General features: G+C 49.1%; 7 protein-coding genes. All 7 read right to left on the bottom strand.

Annotation, left to right across the window (positions count from 1 at the left end; genetic code table 11):
- Positions 1 to 144 precede the first annotated feature (144 nt).
- The gene (locus tag ABWW03_RS08155) at positions 145 to 504 is read right to left on the bottom strand and encodes a hypothetical protein (protein WP_353407579.1); all 360 of its coding nucleotides are present in this window, start codon (positions 502 to 504) and stop codon (positions 145 to 147) included.
- Positions 505 to 520: 16 nt separating this feature from the next.
- Entirely contained in the window at positions 521 to 925 is a 405-nt protein-coding gene (locus ABWW03_RS08150; protein ID WP_353407578.1) for a hypothetical protein, read from the bottom strand.
- A gap of 74 nt (positions 926 to 999) precedes the next feature.
- Positions 1,000 to 1,455, bottom strand: coding sequence for a hypothetical protein (locus ABWW03_RS08145; protein WP_353407577.1), 456 nt, complete (start codon positions 1,453 to 1,455; stop codon positions 1,000 to 1,002).
- A 2-nt stretch (positions 1,456 to 1,457) separates the two neighbouring features.
- Complete coding sequence (locus tag ABWW03_RS08140; protein ID WP_353407576.1) at positions 1,458 to 1,937, bottom strand: hypothetical protein; 480 nt, start codon at positions 1,935 to 1,937, stop codon at positions 1,458 to 1,460.
- Between the two features lie 24 nt (positions 1,938 to 1,961).
- On the bottom strand, positions 1,962 to 2,306 hold the full coding sequence (locus tag ABWW03_RS08135) for a hypothetical protein (RefSeq protein WP_353407575.1): 345 nt from the start codon (positions 2,304 to 2,306) through the stop codon (positions 1,962 to 1,964).
- Between the two features lie 16 nt (positions 2,307 to 2,322).
- Positions 2,323 to 11,691 carry an RHS repeat-associated core domain-containing protein gene (locus ABWW03_RS08130; RefSeq protein WP_353407573.1) on the bottom strand — a complete coding sequence of 3,123 codons (9,369 nt, stop codon included), beginning with the start codon at positions 11,689 to 11,691 and terminating at the stop codon, positions 2,323 to 2,325.
- The gene (locus ABWW03_RS08125; protein ID WP_353407571.1) at positions 11,692 to 18,168 is read right to left on the bottom strand and encodes a LamG-like jellyroll fold domain-containing protein; all 6,477 of its coding nucleotides are present in this window, start codon (positions 18,166 to 18,168) and stop codon (positions 11,692 to 11,694) included.
- Between the last annotated feature and the right edge of the window lie 10 nt (positions 18,169 to 18,178).

The following is an 18,178-nucleotide window of genomic DNA, read 5'->3' as shown; positions in this document are numbered from 1 at the left end:
AATACGCGTTTAGACTGAGTTTCGACTTTAAGTTGACAGTGCCCGTCAGAGTTATGGAGGGATGTTTGGTTCTTACTGCGGAGCAACAACAAACAACTAATCCTTAAACAAAAATCCCAGCTTTTTACAGCTGGGATTTTAATATCAATAAGGAAAGTTAGGCTCTATCTCATACCTAATAGACAATGTATCGAATAACTTTCTAGCGTTGTCTATAGACAACGCTTCATCTTCTACAATCAACGCTCGATCTTCTTGAAACATTTTCTTCGCTTGTAAAAAATTAACATTAGCAATCTCAGAAACAGCCTTAAGTTGCTCTTTATTTTTTGAGTCAGCAAATAACAAATACATTTTGTATTTAGTTATATCCTGAGCGATCTCAGAAATTCGAGTAGTCACTAATGCCCAATCACATTGAGTACAGAAAAAACCCTCTGTACTCCCTTCCACTCGATATTCTGTATCCGCACCGCACTCCTCACATATTTTTATATCACTCATAAATCACTCCTACCAACTACTGGCCTTTCTTTGGTAGAAAGGTCTTTATCTCGCCAAGGTTATTTAGGTTTGGCTGTCCATTCGGTGCTTTTGGTGCAACCAAAGTTTTTCCGTTCGGATAAGCCCAAAGCAGATCCGTTGGAGCCTGAACCTCAACATTTAATTTATTAGCGAGATTTTGAGCGAAGCCTGTATCACAAGCACCAGTGCTACATGAGAACAATCGAATATTTTGCCCATTGTAGCCAGGTTGCTGCTCTATCAAACGTCCTGCCGTTCGATGATCAACTAAGACTGGGCCATTTGGAGTTTCTATTTGAATTTTGTTGGGCGAGCCGTGCGCCACAACATCAAAATATCCATCAGGGTCAATATCAGGGCGCTTCGACGCATTTAGGAAGAACCGATCCGACCCTTCCATAAAGTTAACTGGCCCTGGCGCAGCATTGTTTGGAACAACTGAGTAAGATCAAGTTGTTCCTCAATCAGCTCAACTCAAATTCTATAGGCTACCGTTGCTCCGGTGCTATCATCAACTTCAAATTTCAACTCAGGATCCTCGACGCCATGTATAACAAAGGGTATGACCAGCTTTTCCAGCTTCTTATTCTCAAAGAATGAGAACTGACATACCAAAGACACATCGTTTCTCAAACGATCAACTTCTGATACCAAAGAAATGAGTTCCATAAGCCGACCGGTGCTATCCGTGAATTCAATCGCAAAGTGCGCTGGAACTGGATTCATTCGAGAACTACCAATCCTCACATACTCTCTAGACTTGAGCTTTGCTAGCAAACTTTCTGCTTCTTCATAGCTAAGGTTCTGGTCTATTGGCTTATCACTTGCCTGACCGTCAGAAACAACTACGCAGCTTTTTTGAGAGGATAAACTTTGCAAAAGCTTATCCCACATACCATCAATCGAATTCGGATCTACTGGCATATACATAATTAGTTGCCTCCTACCGTAGTGGTATCGACTTTGCCGCCATATGGCCGCTGATAATACCGATCAATGATATAGTTTTTCTCATTTAGGTAGTTCTCAATGAGAGTTCTTCTTGCACTCGTATCACCAATCTCCCTGGCCGTACGAATCTCACCCAAATACTGCCTTCTTTCTGTGGAAAGAATCAACTCGGGCTTTTTGAAGTACTCTATATATCGTGGAGAACCTAATGCTTGGTGATCCAAGAAATGTCCATATTCATGCCTCAAAGCTGATATAGAAAACTCATTTGGTAAAAGTATTTCATTGCCTAATGGTCCTCCAGCCGTATTTGGAGAGAACGCTATCGAATCATCACCATATTTAATTGAAACATTATTAACTTCAAGATCATTAAGTATGGCTTTGTACTCAGCAGGGTGACTTAGCTGAGCTGGCCCCATTGAATCCAACAACGGATCAGCTTGAGAGTTAAACTTCAAACTATTGCTGTTTGGAACAACTTGCTATCCGGTGAACTGCTCTCTAAAAATTGCAAACCACAACAATAAAAAGAAACTCCTTGGATTCTCTATTGACTCAAATGGCATTTCAACCGAATCTAAGATACTTGAATAATCAAACTCAGGTGAAGACAAAACGCCATACAAACTATCTTTAATCAAGCTCTTCGATTTTGAATCCATAGCTTCATAACCGGAAACGATGAACTCCTGAAACATCTCTAAAATTTGCGCTTCTTGGCTAGGATCGACTTCTTTTAGTCGATCCCAATCCTCATCACTGAGCATTTCTGAATCAAAATCTTTGATTAAACTGACTACTGCTGAAATATCTAATTTTCTAGACACGTACTAAAACCTCTGATTACTGTCCAAGAATTGGGAAGGCCGTTATTGGCTCTGCATTTCGATTAAACCAAACTTGGGCACTAAACGAAGTATCATACGCTCCAGTGCCGCCGTAAAACCCTTCACCAGCCTGCGACCTAAATATAATAGGTCGCTCTGCCAAAACCTTACTGCCAGTATTCTGGTAAATGGTTGTGGCTCTTTGAATCGCGTTGTATTGGTCCCTATGACTTAAAAACCTTGTTGAGTTGGGAGTAACCAAGTTTCCATTTCTACGGTAGCGTGCTTGCTGTGTAACAGGGTCTATTCCATTTACAGCACGCTCAAACTGATCACTCAATGTTGTTTGAGCTCCGTGCCTGCCTTTGAAATGAGCCCCTGGTATAGATTGCTCTAAAGCATCTAACCTATTAGCAGCGTACCCTTCCAGCCTTTCATTGATAACTGCTCTTCGTTCGCTGCTTGAAAGGTGGCTATATTTTTGCCGGAGGGCTTCTCCACGACTCAACTGCGTAGTGTCTGGAACATTAGTTTTTCTAAAAGACTTTAATGATTGAGCAACCTTACCAACAGCTTCCTTAGCACCTACAGCCGCCGCACCTGCTAGCTTAGAAACCGCTTCTCCACCTGATGTTATGGCTTTTTCTGCCGTAGCCACTGCACTGCTAACAACTTTAGACTTTGCAATACTCTGCGCTGTTTGAGCAGCAGCCTTGGCCGTACCAACAACCGTCGGACCTCGGTTGATCCTCGGCATTCCTCCAGGTCTTAAGCCCGCCGCCGCACCAGAAACTGCTCCTGATACATCCGCAATAGCCGATACATCACCACTGAAGGCTTGTGAAGTACGATCAACCGCTTGCTGATGTAGATTCTTAACGGCTGCGGTTTTATCTGCGTTTAACGCAAAGTCGATAGCGTTAGTGACAGCGCCTCTTGTGGCTGCCAATTCGTCCCGAACTTGCTGGTCATCAACACCCGCTGCAACCTGTGCCAGGTTGGCCGCGGTATCCAGGGCACCATTTAACGACTGTCCAAGTTTAACAACTGCCTTGGTAACGCCAATCGCAACCGCAGCGCCAGCATTATCAGCAGATTCATTTTGCTTATCCAGATAATCATTAAAATTATCAAGCTGCTCATTAGCATCACCAAAGACGGATTTATAACCATGAAGATCAATATAAACCGTCGGATTACTATAGGCATACAAATAGCGATGCAAACTCGGTGGCGTATTGCTTTCACCCAGATACGTATCCTGGGTCATAAAGCGGCCAATCGCTGGGTCGTAGAAGCGTGCGCCGAAGTAAATTAAGCCTGTATTCTCATCATGCTCCTGGCCAGTAAATACCTGGCGGTTAACACTCGTACCTTCTTGCTTGCTAATGCTACCAAAGACATCACTGCGGTACGAGACCTTTACCTGCCCGGCGCTGTCACTCAGGTTGGCCGTGGTACCCAGTGCTGCGTAGTGATAGAACTGGGATTCGCCGCTGTGGTTGAGGCTTAAGAGCCTGTCGCCATAGGTATAGTGGGCGAGCGTGGAACCGGATTGCAGTTCATCTACGATGCTCTTTTGGTCGTAAAGGTATTCAATATCCCCTCTGGATGAGCCCAGTTGGCGGATACGCATGCCGCGGTAGTCATAGTGGTTTTGCCCCTGGCTGGCTTCGCTGCCGGGCGCTCCGTTTTGCACCTGAGTCAGCTGGTTTCGGCTGTTGTAGGTGAACAAGGTGCTGTCATTGGCACCGTCGATGGTATCGGTGCGGCTCAGCTGGTTGCCGTTTCGGTCGTACAGGTAGCTGATTTCACCGCCCGCGGCTTCGGAGATGCTTGTCAGGCGATTGATGTTGTCATACACATACTGGCGCTGACGCTCGGTTTGGCTGCCCACCGTGACGGTTTCGGATTTACGGTCGTAACTTGGGAAATAGGTATAAATCGTTTCTTTAGTATCGCTGCCGTCGTTTTCCGTATAGCTGGTCAGTCTATCTAAGGTATCGTAGCTGTATGTGGTGGTCAGGCTTTGGGTATCGGCAAAGCCGTTTTGCACTTCAATTTGCTGGGTACGGTTGCCATTGTTGTCGTACTGATAGGCAAAGCTCGACAGTAAGCCACCACCGGCCAGGCTGTTTTGGATATCCACCACGCGGCCGGCGTTATCGTATTGATACGCCACCTGGCTGCCATTGGCATTCTCTACCCTTTCCAACCAGCTATTGGCCAGATAGTGATAGCGGCTGATTTCGCTGCCGGACTGAACTTCGCTCAGACGGTTACGGTTATCGTAACGATAATCGCTGCTGCCCCCGGGGGAAACCAGCTGGGTGCGGTTGCCGTTATTGTCGTATTGATAGGTTAATACCTGGCCACGTTGCTCGCTGCGCGTGAGGCGATCCAGAGTATCGTAGGCATAGCTGTACAGCTCGGTACCGCGATTGGTGGTTTCACTGACACTCAGCGGATTGTTGTTGCCATCGTAGCTGGTGGTTACGCTGCTTAGGTCACTCCCCGATGGGAAATCCTGCTGCTGGAGGCGGCCCAACTGATCAAACTGCTGGCTGAACACCTGCCCTTTCGGGTCGGTGGTTTTGGTCAGATTACCTTCAGCGTCGTACTCGTAACTGCTCGTTAAGCTTCCGTGTTCACGGCTGAGCTGACGGTTGAGTACATCGTAGGTGAAGTTAACCGGTGCCGAACCCGGCATGGTTTGCACCAGCAGATTGTCGTTGGCATCGTACTGGAACTGGGTTTGCTGGTTGAGGGCATCGCTAACACGTACCAAACGGTTGAGCGCATCGTAATCACGATGTTGCACAGCACCCAATGGGCGGGTCATCTGACGCTGGTTACCAAACAGATCGTAACGATAGCTGGTGGTTTCACCTTCCGGGTTCTGACTGCTGGCTACCCGACCATCGGCAAAATAATTGTAACGTGTGATAAAGCCGGATTCGTCTTCCTCTTCGGTCATAAAACCGGAAAGGTCATAGCGTTGCTTCTGAACACTGCTATCCGCAAAGGTTAATGAGAGCGTATTGCCCCGGAAATCTTTTTCGGTAACAAAGGTATTGTCGTTAGCATCGACCAGCGTTTGAGTTTCACGTCCACCGCTACCGGCATAGCTGCGGGTACTCAGGCGAATGCCGCCACGGGTTTCCACCAATGGGCGATTAATGCCGTCGTAGGTGGTGGTGGTCACAATATCGCGCTTATCGGTCAGCTGAGTGATATTGCCGACCTTGTCATACACCAGGCGCTCGGTTTGGGAGAGCGGATCGGTTTTCAGGGTCGGACGATGCAGGGCATCGTATTCAGTGCTGTACGTAAAGTTTCTGCGATCGGTACGGCTTAGTACATTACCGACGCCATCGTAGCTTTGACGGGTAATGCCGCCTTTGGCATCGGTAAGCGTCAGCACGCGGTTGAGATCATCGTAGCTGGAGCTGGTTTCGCGACCATTGGGGCGAGTGACTTTTAAGACATTGCCCACCTTGTCGTATTCCCAGTTAGTGGTGCGAATATTAGCCTCGTTCACACTCAGCTTGCGATTCAAAGCATCGTAAGTATAGGCTTTGTTGCTGCTAGTGAGCGGACCTTCTCCGCTCTGGCTCAGAGTGGTCGTTAATACATTGCCGTTCAGATCAAAGCTCTGCGCGGTTTTGCGCCCGACCGGATCGGTGCTTTCATAGAGGCGCTGTTCAGGGCCATAAACCATAGTGTTGGTTCGACCTTCGGCGTCTTGATGGCGGACCAGCAAGCCATCGTTGGTGTAGGTTTTGCTCTCTTCACCACCATCGGGGTTGGTGATGCCCACCTGTTGATTCAAGGCGTTGTAGCGGTAACTGAACGCGAAGTCGTAGGGGCGAGTTTCGCTGGTCAAGTTGCCATTGGCATCATAGCCGTAAGTGCTGTCGCGACCCGCAGCATCGGTGCTGGCGGTCATGCGATTTTGATCGTCGTAAGTGTAAGTGCTGCGACGACCTTCTTCATCAACCGTGGCGCTCAGGTTACCGGCGTCGTCATACTCCCAAAGGTATACGCCGTCGAGCGCGTCGAGCTGGGCAATTTTCTGGTAGCGTTCGTTGTAACTGAAGCGGGTTCGATTGCCGTTTTCGTCGGTCTGAGCCAGAAGATTTTGGGTTTTGTCGTACTCATAACTGCGACTGAAGCTTAACGGCAGGGCCACAGAGGTTTTGCGGCCCAGCTTGTCCATTTGCTCAACCGTCGTACGACCTTCGTAATCCACCATGGTTTTGCGCAAACCACTGCTGGTGAATTCGTAGGCGTAGCTCATGTCGTCGCCGAGGGCGTTGGTGGTTTGGGTGCGACGGTTTAAATCGTCATACTCATGCTCGGTGAACTGCCCTTTCCAATCGCTTTCACGCAAGACGTTGCTGTTGGCATCATAACTGTAGCGCATGCGGCCGTCGTAGTTTTCAGTATTGTTGCTGCCCTGGCGGGTTACTGAAACAACGCGGTCGCGTTCATCGTACTGATAGCTCAGGAATAAACGGCGGCTTTGATCCAGATAGCTGTCGCGACTGGTTTCGCTGAGCTTATTGCCTTTTTTGTCATAGACATACTCAACGGTATTGCCGACCGGATCGATCTTTTTAGTCAACCGATCGAGCTTGTCGTATTCAAAGCGGCTGATATTGCCGTTGGGGTCGGTGCTTTGAGTCATCAAGCCACGATCGGTGTATTGATAGCTCGTTACACTGCCCAAGGCTTCTTTCTTTTCTTTCAGATAGCCGTAAACGTCGTATTTATAGGTCGTGACATTGCCTCGTCCATCAGTGCTTGTTAGTTTCTGACCTTTACTGTCGTAGCTAGCGCTTTCGTTGATAGTGCTGCCACTGCCCCCGGCCTCGCCAATTACCTTTTGGCTAAGCGTTGTTGCAGTTACATTGCCCTTGTCGTCCAATGTCTGACTGTATTCAACGCCGTTTTTATCTTTGCGAGTGAGTAAAACGGAGAAACGCTGATCCCAGCTTTGGATCATGCTGTTATTGAAGGGGTCCGTTTCTTTGGTGAGGTTACCCTTTACATCGTACTCGTAGCTCCATTCTGCATCGATGGAGCGATCTTTTTTGCGTCGCATGACGTTATCAGGTTCACCGAGATCAACACTCCAGTCAAACTCAGTGACACGTCCTTCCGGTTCCTCAATGAGAGTCGGATTACCATGGGCATTAAGCGTGTAGCGAGTGGTATTACCGCGTAGATCAACGACCTCACGTACATTATCACTGCCTTCTGGATATTTAATCTCAGCAACATCCCCACCGGGGTAAGTAACCTTGCGCACCAGATCACTCGGCACAAGTCCTGGCACTCGAGCCCTCATATGTGCTGGAGAGCCATTCCACGGAAAGTACTCATAACTTTGGCGGCGTCCGTTGGCATCAGTCACAGCGACTAAATTGGGTGCAGGGTCTGGGTTCACCACTTCATATTCATAGGATTCAACGAAGTCTTCACGGTTGAAGCTTTTGAGGAACCCTGCCATCGGATCACCATTGGGGAAATACTCAAAGTTGAGTTGAATACCAACCGAACTGCTGACGGTTTCCAGACGTGGTGCGTAATTGTGAATACCATAGCGGAAGTTCAGGGTACGTCCCGTTGCATCAGTAACCGTAGAAACAAGCTTTTCACCACCCAATGAAGTGTATTCATAGGTCAAGGTGTTCCCATTTCGATCGACTACTCGATCAAGCATCAAACGACTTTTGGCTTCGTCGAATTGCTCAAAATGATATTCGGTCCCGTCTTTGGAACGGTATAACCAGAACCCATCTTCGTTTGTCGTCAGCTCGCCATGGCGCCCCCGCTGGGGAACCCAATCACTCGCTAATGTTGTTCGATAAAAGATACCGCCGTTGCTGACGGTGACCAAGCTTGGATACACGGCTTGCGTCTTCAGTGCCTCCATCTCAGCTTTCAACAACAGTTTCGGCTTCTCATCATCCAGCTCATCGCGGGTATCCTTCACCCAGCTTGGCAGGTTGTCACCATAGGGTTGATTTCCGTCAGAATATCGCATCACCTGTACAAACAGGTTGTGATTATGAGTCCAACCTGGGCCAATAACGCCTTGCGAATTTTCAATTTTAGCTTCATTGCTGTAACTACGAATGAAGTTTAGCTGCGGGCCTAAGCCTTCGAGGCTTATATCTTGACGCTGTATGCTCAGCGCACCGCGTTGAATCAGGGTGTCGTGTTCAATAATCTGCCCAAGTAAATCGCCCGAAATGCTTTCGTTCAGTTCAATTTTATATTGCACAACGACTTCTGGATCGCCGTTGTCTGGGGTCACAATGACTCGCATATGCAGGTCAGTTTCACCGGCACGCGGCACAAACTCTTCCAAATCTTCACGAGTCATCAAGAACTGATGAACGCCCGCATCCATATCCGTTTCACCAATGAGGTCACGTTCAAAACGTTCTTCATGGTCATACAGTTTCACTGTAACTTTTGACGGGCTCTCTACATCAACGTCGTAGATTCTATAACTGCCCACACGGCTCGCAATGGTGTCTACTCCACGCATGTAACTGCGTGTAAAGGTACTTCGGCCGCTGTAATCCGGGCTAAAGGTGTATTGCCAAAGGATATTATGGGTATCGTTATTATCGAACAGGCGCAAAGTAATGTGATCGGAAGCACTCAGGCTGGATAGATGTTCGATGTTGTCAAACACAACGCGATTGAATTCACCCGCTGTAGCTTCGATTTCGTGCTCACCTAGCGCGAATACCAATTTCTTGTCTGGTGAAAACAGCGAAAGAGGCCCATTTGGTGAAGTCAGCAGATCATGCAGAACCTCCACATGGCTTGTGGACTGGGCACCAATTTCTGCAACGCGTTCCCCACGTAAATCCAGATACTGGGGGGCTCCATCAACATCGTAGGAATTGACCGCGTCAACCTTCAAACCATAGACACTGAATTGCATTTCCGGACGGTAAGCCCAACGGTAAACCGGCTCTGGTTCTCGGTTGCGTTCCGCTTCGCTCAGCAAATCGTCTTGACGAGCATATTCATGGGCGTTCTGACGTTGACGAGTGGCTATCTCATCGTAAACCGGCACTTGTACAGGTACATAAACACTTGGGCGGCCGCCTTCGCCGTTAAAGTTAAAGCACTGGTCTTTACCCTCGCTGTCGATGTTGTGACCGCAAACGTAAAGATAGTAATGTTCATTTTGCAGATCACAGCTGCCGCTTAATTTGAGCAGCTGAGGGTGAACACCTGGTTTGATTTCAATGGTATTCAGCTGACTGCCACAGGCGGCATCCTTCGCCAGTTTTCCTGGCGACACCACTTTGGCCAGCATGGCACTGTAACCCGGCAATTCTGAAGGCAGAGTGTTACCGTCGTGGTCAAACCACTCGGTATCAATCTTAATATAGGTATCGTCGCTCAGGGCAGAGCCCTCGCCTCCAATCAAGTAGCGGTTAATTTCACCTTTATCAAGACCCAGCTCGGTTCGGCTTGTGCGCTCTGCACGAATTTTCAGATTGGGTGGGCGCAATACCAGTTTGCTGATATCCACAGCAATACTGGTGCCTTGATCGAGCTGCGAATGCTCCAGAACAGAGGTTACCGAACCCACATAGCCTGTGGCCCGGTTTACTGCAACAATCTGAACACGCTCGCCCATGCGCAGGTAATCGGCTTTACGCCCTTCAAACAGTTCGATCTTAATACCGGTCTTGCTCCACCAGTCTTCCAGTGAGCCGGTATGTCTTTCAAGAAAAGTGGGGCCGCGAATCAAAAATTTATAATAGAAATTGGCGCTTTCTGTGTTCTCTTCATCAGCTCCAACAATATTGAACGGCTGAAACTCTTCCTCTTCAAGACCAATTCGCTCATGAATAAGCTGCCCGGTCGAAGCACGGAACACATAAATATCGGTTTGCTGAAGGTCTTCCAATGAGATGCTTTTCAACAAGCCTCGATCCTGGAAATCCGGCAAGTGGTCGGCAAGACGAACCAGATCTTCCTCAATGGGCTTATCGGGAACTTCAGTATCGTATTTCGGCGGACGTCCACCCAGGTAGACGTAATATTTCCCCTGATACAACACGGCGATATCGAGGTTACGATCACCATCAAAATCGTAGTGCAGCACATTGTTAGCAGGATCGATTTCCTGAACCGGGGCACGTTCCTGATCGTAAGCAGTGCTTTCCACTTCAACGTCAATACTGCCCTCACCGGTCAGAATGATCGAATCCACTCTCAGGTCTGTTCGACTTTTAATGGGTACGGCAATGGTTGCGAGAATCGCCACGACGTTTGCTCGCTGTCGCTGGTAAGCTGGGCTCCAGCCGTAACAGAAATCAAAATTTGTTGGTATGTAATAATCGTAGGTATTGGCAACAGCGTTATAGAAGCCCGTTGAAAGAATGTTTTTTGTTTTGGGATTGAAATTTCGATAGGGAATTTCAGCGATCATTTGCCCGTCAAATGAGAAGGAATCACAGTCCCACACCGGCAAATACATATTCAGGCGATACTCACCGTATTCCCCGGTAGTAACAGATACCTCGTTCGCCAAAGAGTTGAACACTCTTACCCCAGGAATAGGTTTAATAACGGCGTCGTGGGTTTCCTGATTAAACAAGGTGCGAGACGCTTTTTCCCCGCCTTCGCCGTCTTCAAGGAATTCACCCCACTTATAGGTGACGGTATTTCTGAACAGCCCCCCTTTTGCCTCACGGGCGATGTCGCCGTTTTTCTTAAGCAAAACAGTAACGTAAGAGTCGGAAGCACTTTCACTGAGGTCTTCATAATTACGCAGGTCGATGGTGGACTGAAACAGAATTGGCCCCTCTGGCCCCAGAACATCTGGATCAACAATGGTATCGCTTGACCGAAAATAAACACTCTTAATGGTGGACGAATTAACGTCCGGGCAAGGAACGTCTTTTTTAACAGGCGGTTCGCCCGCTACCGGAGAGGCCACTTCAATTTGGGGAAGCGATTCACAATAGGATTTGTATTCACTCTTCGCGACAAGGTTTTCAGAGACGGTGCTGAGAACCAAAGCTCCTTTGATAAGGCCCGGATCTGCGTTTTCCTTGAATAACTTAAAACTTTCAACACGGGCTTGATAATCAACAGCCGACGTCGGGACCACCCCTTCCAGCGCGCCATGAACTTCACCAATTTCCTGAAGCTCTTCGCCATATTGATCCACTTCAACCAGAATTGGCTGGTCGTTGGGGCCCAAAATAGGGCCACGGGCCATTACGTAACCACGGTGTTTAAAATTAGCAACTTCCGCGATGCTGAACTGAGGCAGCAGTGCGAATAAGATGAAAAGTGATATCGTTTTAAATAAATTGTTAAACATCTTGTTGCTCATTTAGTTGCCCTGCTCCAATCCATTTCGAAGAGCGTGAATACTGGTCTCACCATCTAAAAAGGCTTGTAATAATGCTTGTTGTGGCGGTGACGCAATGACGTAACCCAGCTGGTCCAGAGTATTGGCGTTGTCAATACTGGCCTCTACCCAACCCGCTTTGATTCGCCCGACGCCAATCGGCAGTACGCGTCTTGAATCTCGATCAAGACCGACCATCACCACCAGTGAATCGTCCTGAGGAATGTAGTCGTAACTGCCACGGAAAGCCGGCATTTTCATTCGGACACTGAAACTGCCGCGTAACTGAATGTCGGCTGGCTGAATGTTATACACCCATTGAGGCAATGCCCCGGTTTGAGCGATGTAACTCATTTGCTGGAACGGCGTGAACTGTACGTGAACCGAACCATTGTCACGTAATTGAGAAAATTCCAATTGCGCCTGACTTAAGTTGAGTTCCAATTCACCACTGGCAAGAATGACCTGCTCGCTAGCGCTGGCAATTGGGCGATAAGGTACTTCCTTGTTCAACAACGGCACAACAACGGCTCTTGCACGACTCAACTTACCTTCTTCAACCGTTACCCATTCACGCACTTCGCCATAATGAGGGGATGCTTTTTCCGGGTTGTACACGATTTCATAGCGACCTGCGCGCAGGGCTTTTTCCGGTGGCAGGTTAAAGCCAAAGCTGAAGCCGCCATTCACATCACTGATGGACGTCAATCCAAGAGAAGGAAGCGAAACCTCAATACCTGCAATAGGCTCCTGGCGCTGATCCAGAATAAAGCCATGTAAGAAGCTCGGTACGGCACGTACCTTGAAGTTTGATCGCGATATTTCTTCGCCGTCATAACTCACATCAACATAAACCGTAGAGCCATAGGCAAAGTCACGACTGGACACAAACGCGACGCTGCTGAGCCCCTGCTGAATCGACAACTCTCCCGGCACCGTTTCCTGGTTTCGCTGAACAATAATCGCCTTAGTGTTATCCAGTTCAGGGAAATCCTTGGGAATACGACTCGGGGGCACATAATCCAGACCGTTGACCGTTTCACGAATCGTGACGGTTAATAAATCGGGATCAATGGCACGGTTAAAATGCAACTGCACAATATCGTTTGGTTCATTATGCAAACTGCCGGCTACCGGGACTTGCTCTTGTACTTGAAGCTCAAGACTATTGAGATCCAGAGTTGTCAACGTGAAGACCTGTTGACTGAGCTGCTCACCCGCACTCGACAAGATCCGCAATGTCAGGCGATGTTGATTGCTGCTCAAATCGAGGGTTACATTACTGCGCGCCAAAGTCTCCACCAGTTGCATGGTCAGTGGTGCATCGTCATTGACCTGAAGTTCAACGGTTTGCCCGGCCTCTAGCCCCAGCACACGAGCGCTGACTTCAATATTGGCGGTTGGCCCGGTTAATTCCAGAGTCTGGCTAACGTCTGGCGTCAGCAACTCGATCGAATAGGCACTGGAACTGCGCAATTCGTAGCGCAAGGTCTGTCGATTGCCCGCTTTATCCCAAGCTTCCAGCGTTACGCTTTTCGCTTCATTTACCGGTAACTGCAGCGCCGTATTAAAGCGTGACTCTTCCGGGTTTGCTCCTGGATTGAGTTTGAGTGGAACACCGTTAAGGCTTGCACCAGCCAGGTTCTTATCACGTACCGCGCCGCTCAAGGTGAATGGGTTACTGCTGACATCGTTCACTTCAGGGCTTAACTGAAGGTCTGATTGCTCCAAAGTAAAACTCGGTTTAATGCTGTCTTTCGTTATGCGGATAGTCTGCTCGGTTTCTTTCGCACCGGCGTCCACCACGCGGAACAACAAACTCAACGCTTCAGATTCGGCGCTGGCGGTGTTAGCCGAGTAGTCAAAACAGGCCTGGTTTCCGTTGAAAGTCAAGGCAATCGCTGCGTCGTTCACGGTAAATTGAACCGGTAGCGATGTCGCACGTACACAACCTGCGATAACCAGGGAGTCCCTTTGAGTGAAGCGTTCGGTGGCTGTATCATTAAATACCAGAACCGGGCCGTCATTATTGCCACTACCGTTGCCGTCCGCCACATACTCTACATTAACTTTGGCGGTGGTATTGCCCGCTGAGGTTTCGGCTTTTACTACCAATTGGTTAATGCCTTCACTCAAACGGATATTGTCAAAGCTGAAGCTGTAACGACCATCCTGTGCATCACTCGGGAATAAGTCTCGATCCCCCAAGCTCATTCGTATCTGCGATGCGGGCAACTGGGTGTACACATAACCACTGACGGTAATCACTTCCGTATTAACCACGGAATTATTATTTGGACTGCTGATCGCAATGGAAGGCTGGTCCCCGGTTTCGCGATTTATGGTCACGTTTTGCTGAGCAACATTCCCGGCAAGGTCTGTGGCGAAAACGGTTAACTGGTTTACGCCAACCAAGATAGGCATTTCAATACTGAAGCTGCCGTCGGCTTGAATTTCACCTGAGAATTGTTGCTCACCCAAACGATCAGAACGAATATAAACACTGCCAATGGCACCGCTGTCATCGCTGACCTGTCCGGAAATCACCAGGCTGGTTCTCGCGGCAGGGACATCCTGGTCATCAATCGGTGCGAGTACTGGAGCAATATTGTCCACGACCAATTCGAGAGTGAACTGCAAACTCCGCTGGGGCATCTCCTGCTCGGTGAGTGTTATTGTCCAAGTTGCGGTTTGTCCTTCAACAGGTACTTGCAAGCTTAAATCGCCATTGCCACCCTGAGCCGTTACGCGTGAGCCATTGGATTCGGCTTCCAGGCTAACGTCACCCTGACTCCCACTTACGGCCACATTCAAGGAATAGAAGCCCTGCTGATGATGAATAGCCCGGTACTGCCCTTCACCCAGTTTGACAACCTCTTTGACGACCACACTCAATGCCGGTAAGGCGTCAATGCTCAGTTCATCCGAGAAGGGAGAAAAGACATCAACATTGCCCCCCGTTACCGGGTGGGTATAACGCTGGAGATTGCGAACTTTGTAACGATAGCGGTTTTGCCAGGGCGCCTGCGCATCCGTGTAACTGCTGCTGCTTACTTCTCCCAGCAAGTTGAAGTCGCCATCATTTTCAGCGCGGTGAACCTGGAAAATGCCTGTGGCAGCCGCTGTCCACTGTAATTGAACCTCGCTGCCCGAAACCCGCTGCACCGTTAAGCCGCCCGGAAGATTGGTGTTGAAACCCGCAAAGACTTCCTGCTCTTGTTCGATGCCGACCAGACCATTGGCGGTCACCGCTGCGACTTTATAACGATACAACTCACCTGCGATCGCACTGCTGTCGACATACTCCAGTTCAGTAACATCGGCCAACTGGCTATAAGTTTCCCCATGAAGCTGACGAGAAACGACATAGTGGTCGATGTTGGTGGTATCCGCGGGTGCTTGCCACTGAATACTGATTTGTTGCTGCAACGGCGCCAGCACCGCTTGCAATTGTTCTACGGCTGGCAGCTGGGAACGACTTGGATCCAATGGGAAAGCATCCTGATCGTTCTCGACGCCATCATTATCCTTGTCATCATCTCGTGCGTCGGGGATACCATCGCCGTCGGTATCCAGAGGCTTGTCATTCGGATCATCAGGGTCACTGCCCAGCTCGATTTCGTCGTCATTGCTGAAACCATCACCATCACGATCCGGGTCGCTGTTATCCCCGATACCATCACCGTCCAGATCCGAAGTTTCATTGGGATCATTCGGGAAGGCATCCTGATCGTTGGCGACACCATCACCATCCCGATCGGGGTCACTATTGTCCCCAATACCATCGCCATCTATATCCGATGATTCGTTTGGATCGTTCGGGAACGCATCCTGATCGTTGGCAACACCATCACCATCGCGATCCGGATCACTGTTATCCCCAATGCCATCGCCATCTAAATCCGATGATTCATTTGGATCGTTCGGGAATGCATCGTTTTCATTGGCAACACCATCGCCGTCACGGTCTAAATCCGCGTTATCGCCTACGCCGTCACCGTCTATATCGGAGCTTTCATTTGGATTGTTCGGGAACGCATCCTGATCATTCGGCACACCGTCGCCGTCGCGATCCGGGTCACTGTTATCACCAATACCATCGCCATCCAGGTCGTTACTTTCGTTTGGATCTTCCGGGAAGGCATCCTGGTCATTGTCGACGCCATCGCCGTCTTTATCCGGATCGCTGTTGTCGCCGATGCCGTCGCCATCCAGATCGCTGGACTCATTCGGATCATTCGGGAAAGCGTCTTCATCGTTCAGTACACCGTCACCATCACGATCCGTATCAGCATTGTCACCAATACCATCGCCATCAAGATCGGCCCATTCCTCGGGGTTGTTCGGGAAGACATCTTCATCGTTATTAACGCCATCACCGTCGCGATCCGGGTCGCTATTGTCACCAATGCCGTCGCCATCGAGATCGGCCCATTCAGTCGGATCATCCGGGAAGGCATCGTCTTCATCAGGAACGCCATCACCATCGCGATCTTCCGCCCCCACTTTCAAGGTATAACTTTGCTCGACACCTTTGCCCGTGAACAATTCGCTCACCTTGAGTTTTACGTCGTAATTGCCGTTTTGACCCGGAGTCCAGCTGATCAATCCCGTTGCTGAATTGATCTCCATCCCATCTGGCTTGGTAAGCAACTCATAAAGCAAAAAGTCACCATCAGCATCTTCTGCTTGAACCTGATACTGATAAAGCTGCCCTATTCCCGCTGTCGTTACCGGCTCACTGACAATAACCGGGGGGGTATTCGCAGCACAGCTATCAGGGGCGCCTACACTGTAGTTATTATCAACTTCCAAATCTGACAACGCTCGGCTGTAGAACGCCGCCATGTGGATATCACCGCGCCAACCTCGGTTGTACCCATCGCCACTGACCAGTTGGAGGTTAGCAAATTTATCCCAGTCCAAGTCGCTACCACTCAAGTGGCGTAAAATACTCTGGCGACCATTGATGTAGATGGAGGTCATGCCGTTCTTATCTTTACTGATCACCACATGGCTCAATTTGTTTTGTTTGAGCTTGTCTTTGGATTTCAGACTCGAACTTCCGCCCCATTCATTGAAAAATTCGACTTCTATTTTCCGGCGGTGTTGATAGATCTCCATATCAGGGTAAAAATTTGAACCGGCAATACTGGCCAGCATTCCGTAACGGGGTTGAGAGCGCGATGGACGTAACCAAAACTCCGCCGAGAATTCGTTACTGTCAGATACTGAATCCGAGAGTTTTTCAATACCGCTACTCGATGTCAGTTGTGCTCGGCCTTCTACGGTTAAACCTCCGCAAGCCATCCATTCACTGCGACCGGTGTCTTCCAGATACAGATCGATCAGAGGCGCCTGCCCGGAGCCATCTTTAACATCCCTTCCATGACCTTCGGCAAAGGTATAAATCGCCTGCAAACCGGCAACCACCCGATGTGGTGATGTGCTGGACAGCAATTGCACATCCCAACTTTGCTCACTGACGGCACCGCCATCGTCAGTCACTGTAAGCTTCAGGCGATGTAAACCTTCTTTATCAAGGAAGTAATTCAGCTCGGCGTCGGTTGCGATTTCCTCACCATTGAGCGTCCAGCGATAAGACGCAATATCCCCGTCAATGTCGTGGGAGGCGCTGGCATCGAAGGTGAGGTTAAACGCCTGGTTGGAAACAGTTTCACCTTCTTCGACGCTTATAATCGGCGCCCGATTACAACTGCCCTGCACACCGCTGGCATAACGTGCCTGAACCTCAGCGGCATCCAAGCTTTCATCGTGAACAGCGAGGTAGAGAAACTGCCCCTGCCAACGATCACCGAGGAAACCCAAATCTGCCAAATACAAATAGGCATTGTTACCACGGCTCCACTGCCGATCCAAACCAGAGTTATCCTGAACTTCATCAACCAAGGTGCCATTAATATAGAGACTGATTGAACCACTGTCGCTGTGACTGAAGACCAGATGATCCAGACCATCGCTTCCCGAACCGGCCGGATCACTGGAAAGGATTCTGCGATTGCCTCTGCGGTAACCATTATCAATGCTGATACCAGCCTGATATCCTCGGCCATACTGGCTAATCCAGAAATACTCCCTGTATGGACCGGACAGATTGGCAATTTCATCCAGAAAAAAGGAGCTGTCTTCAGAGGGCTTCAACCACATTTCAACGCTGACTTCGCCGCTGGAAATCACGCCGTTGCGAATTTTGCTTGCGGGCTGTTGGGAACTGACCGACATATCACCACTGACTTCTAAACCGCCACAAGCCAGCCATTGATCCGCATTCGGATCGTGAATACTCAGATTTAATGGCCCCGCTACGCTTGAGCTATCACGAACCACATTTCCGGCGCCCTCATCGAAACGGTACTCCGCGAGAGTTTCGGATCTCAACTGGGCTGACCATGTCAGGACCAGAGCGCACAATAATGTCAAAATTCGTAAATTACTCATGCTTCAATGC

Origin of the sequence: Pseudoteredinibacter isoporae, assembly GCF_040372805.1 — a bacterium.
In the GTDB taxonomy this organism is placed as follows: domain Bacteria; phylum Pseudomonadota; class Gammaproteobacteria; order Pseudomonadales; family Cellvibrionaceae; genus Pseudoteredinibacter; species Pseudoteredinibacter isoporae_A.
The sequence above is the reverse complement of the archived record's forward strand: the minus strand, read 5'-3'. Positions and strand labels throughout refer to the sequence as shown.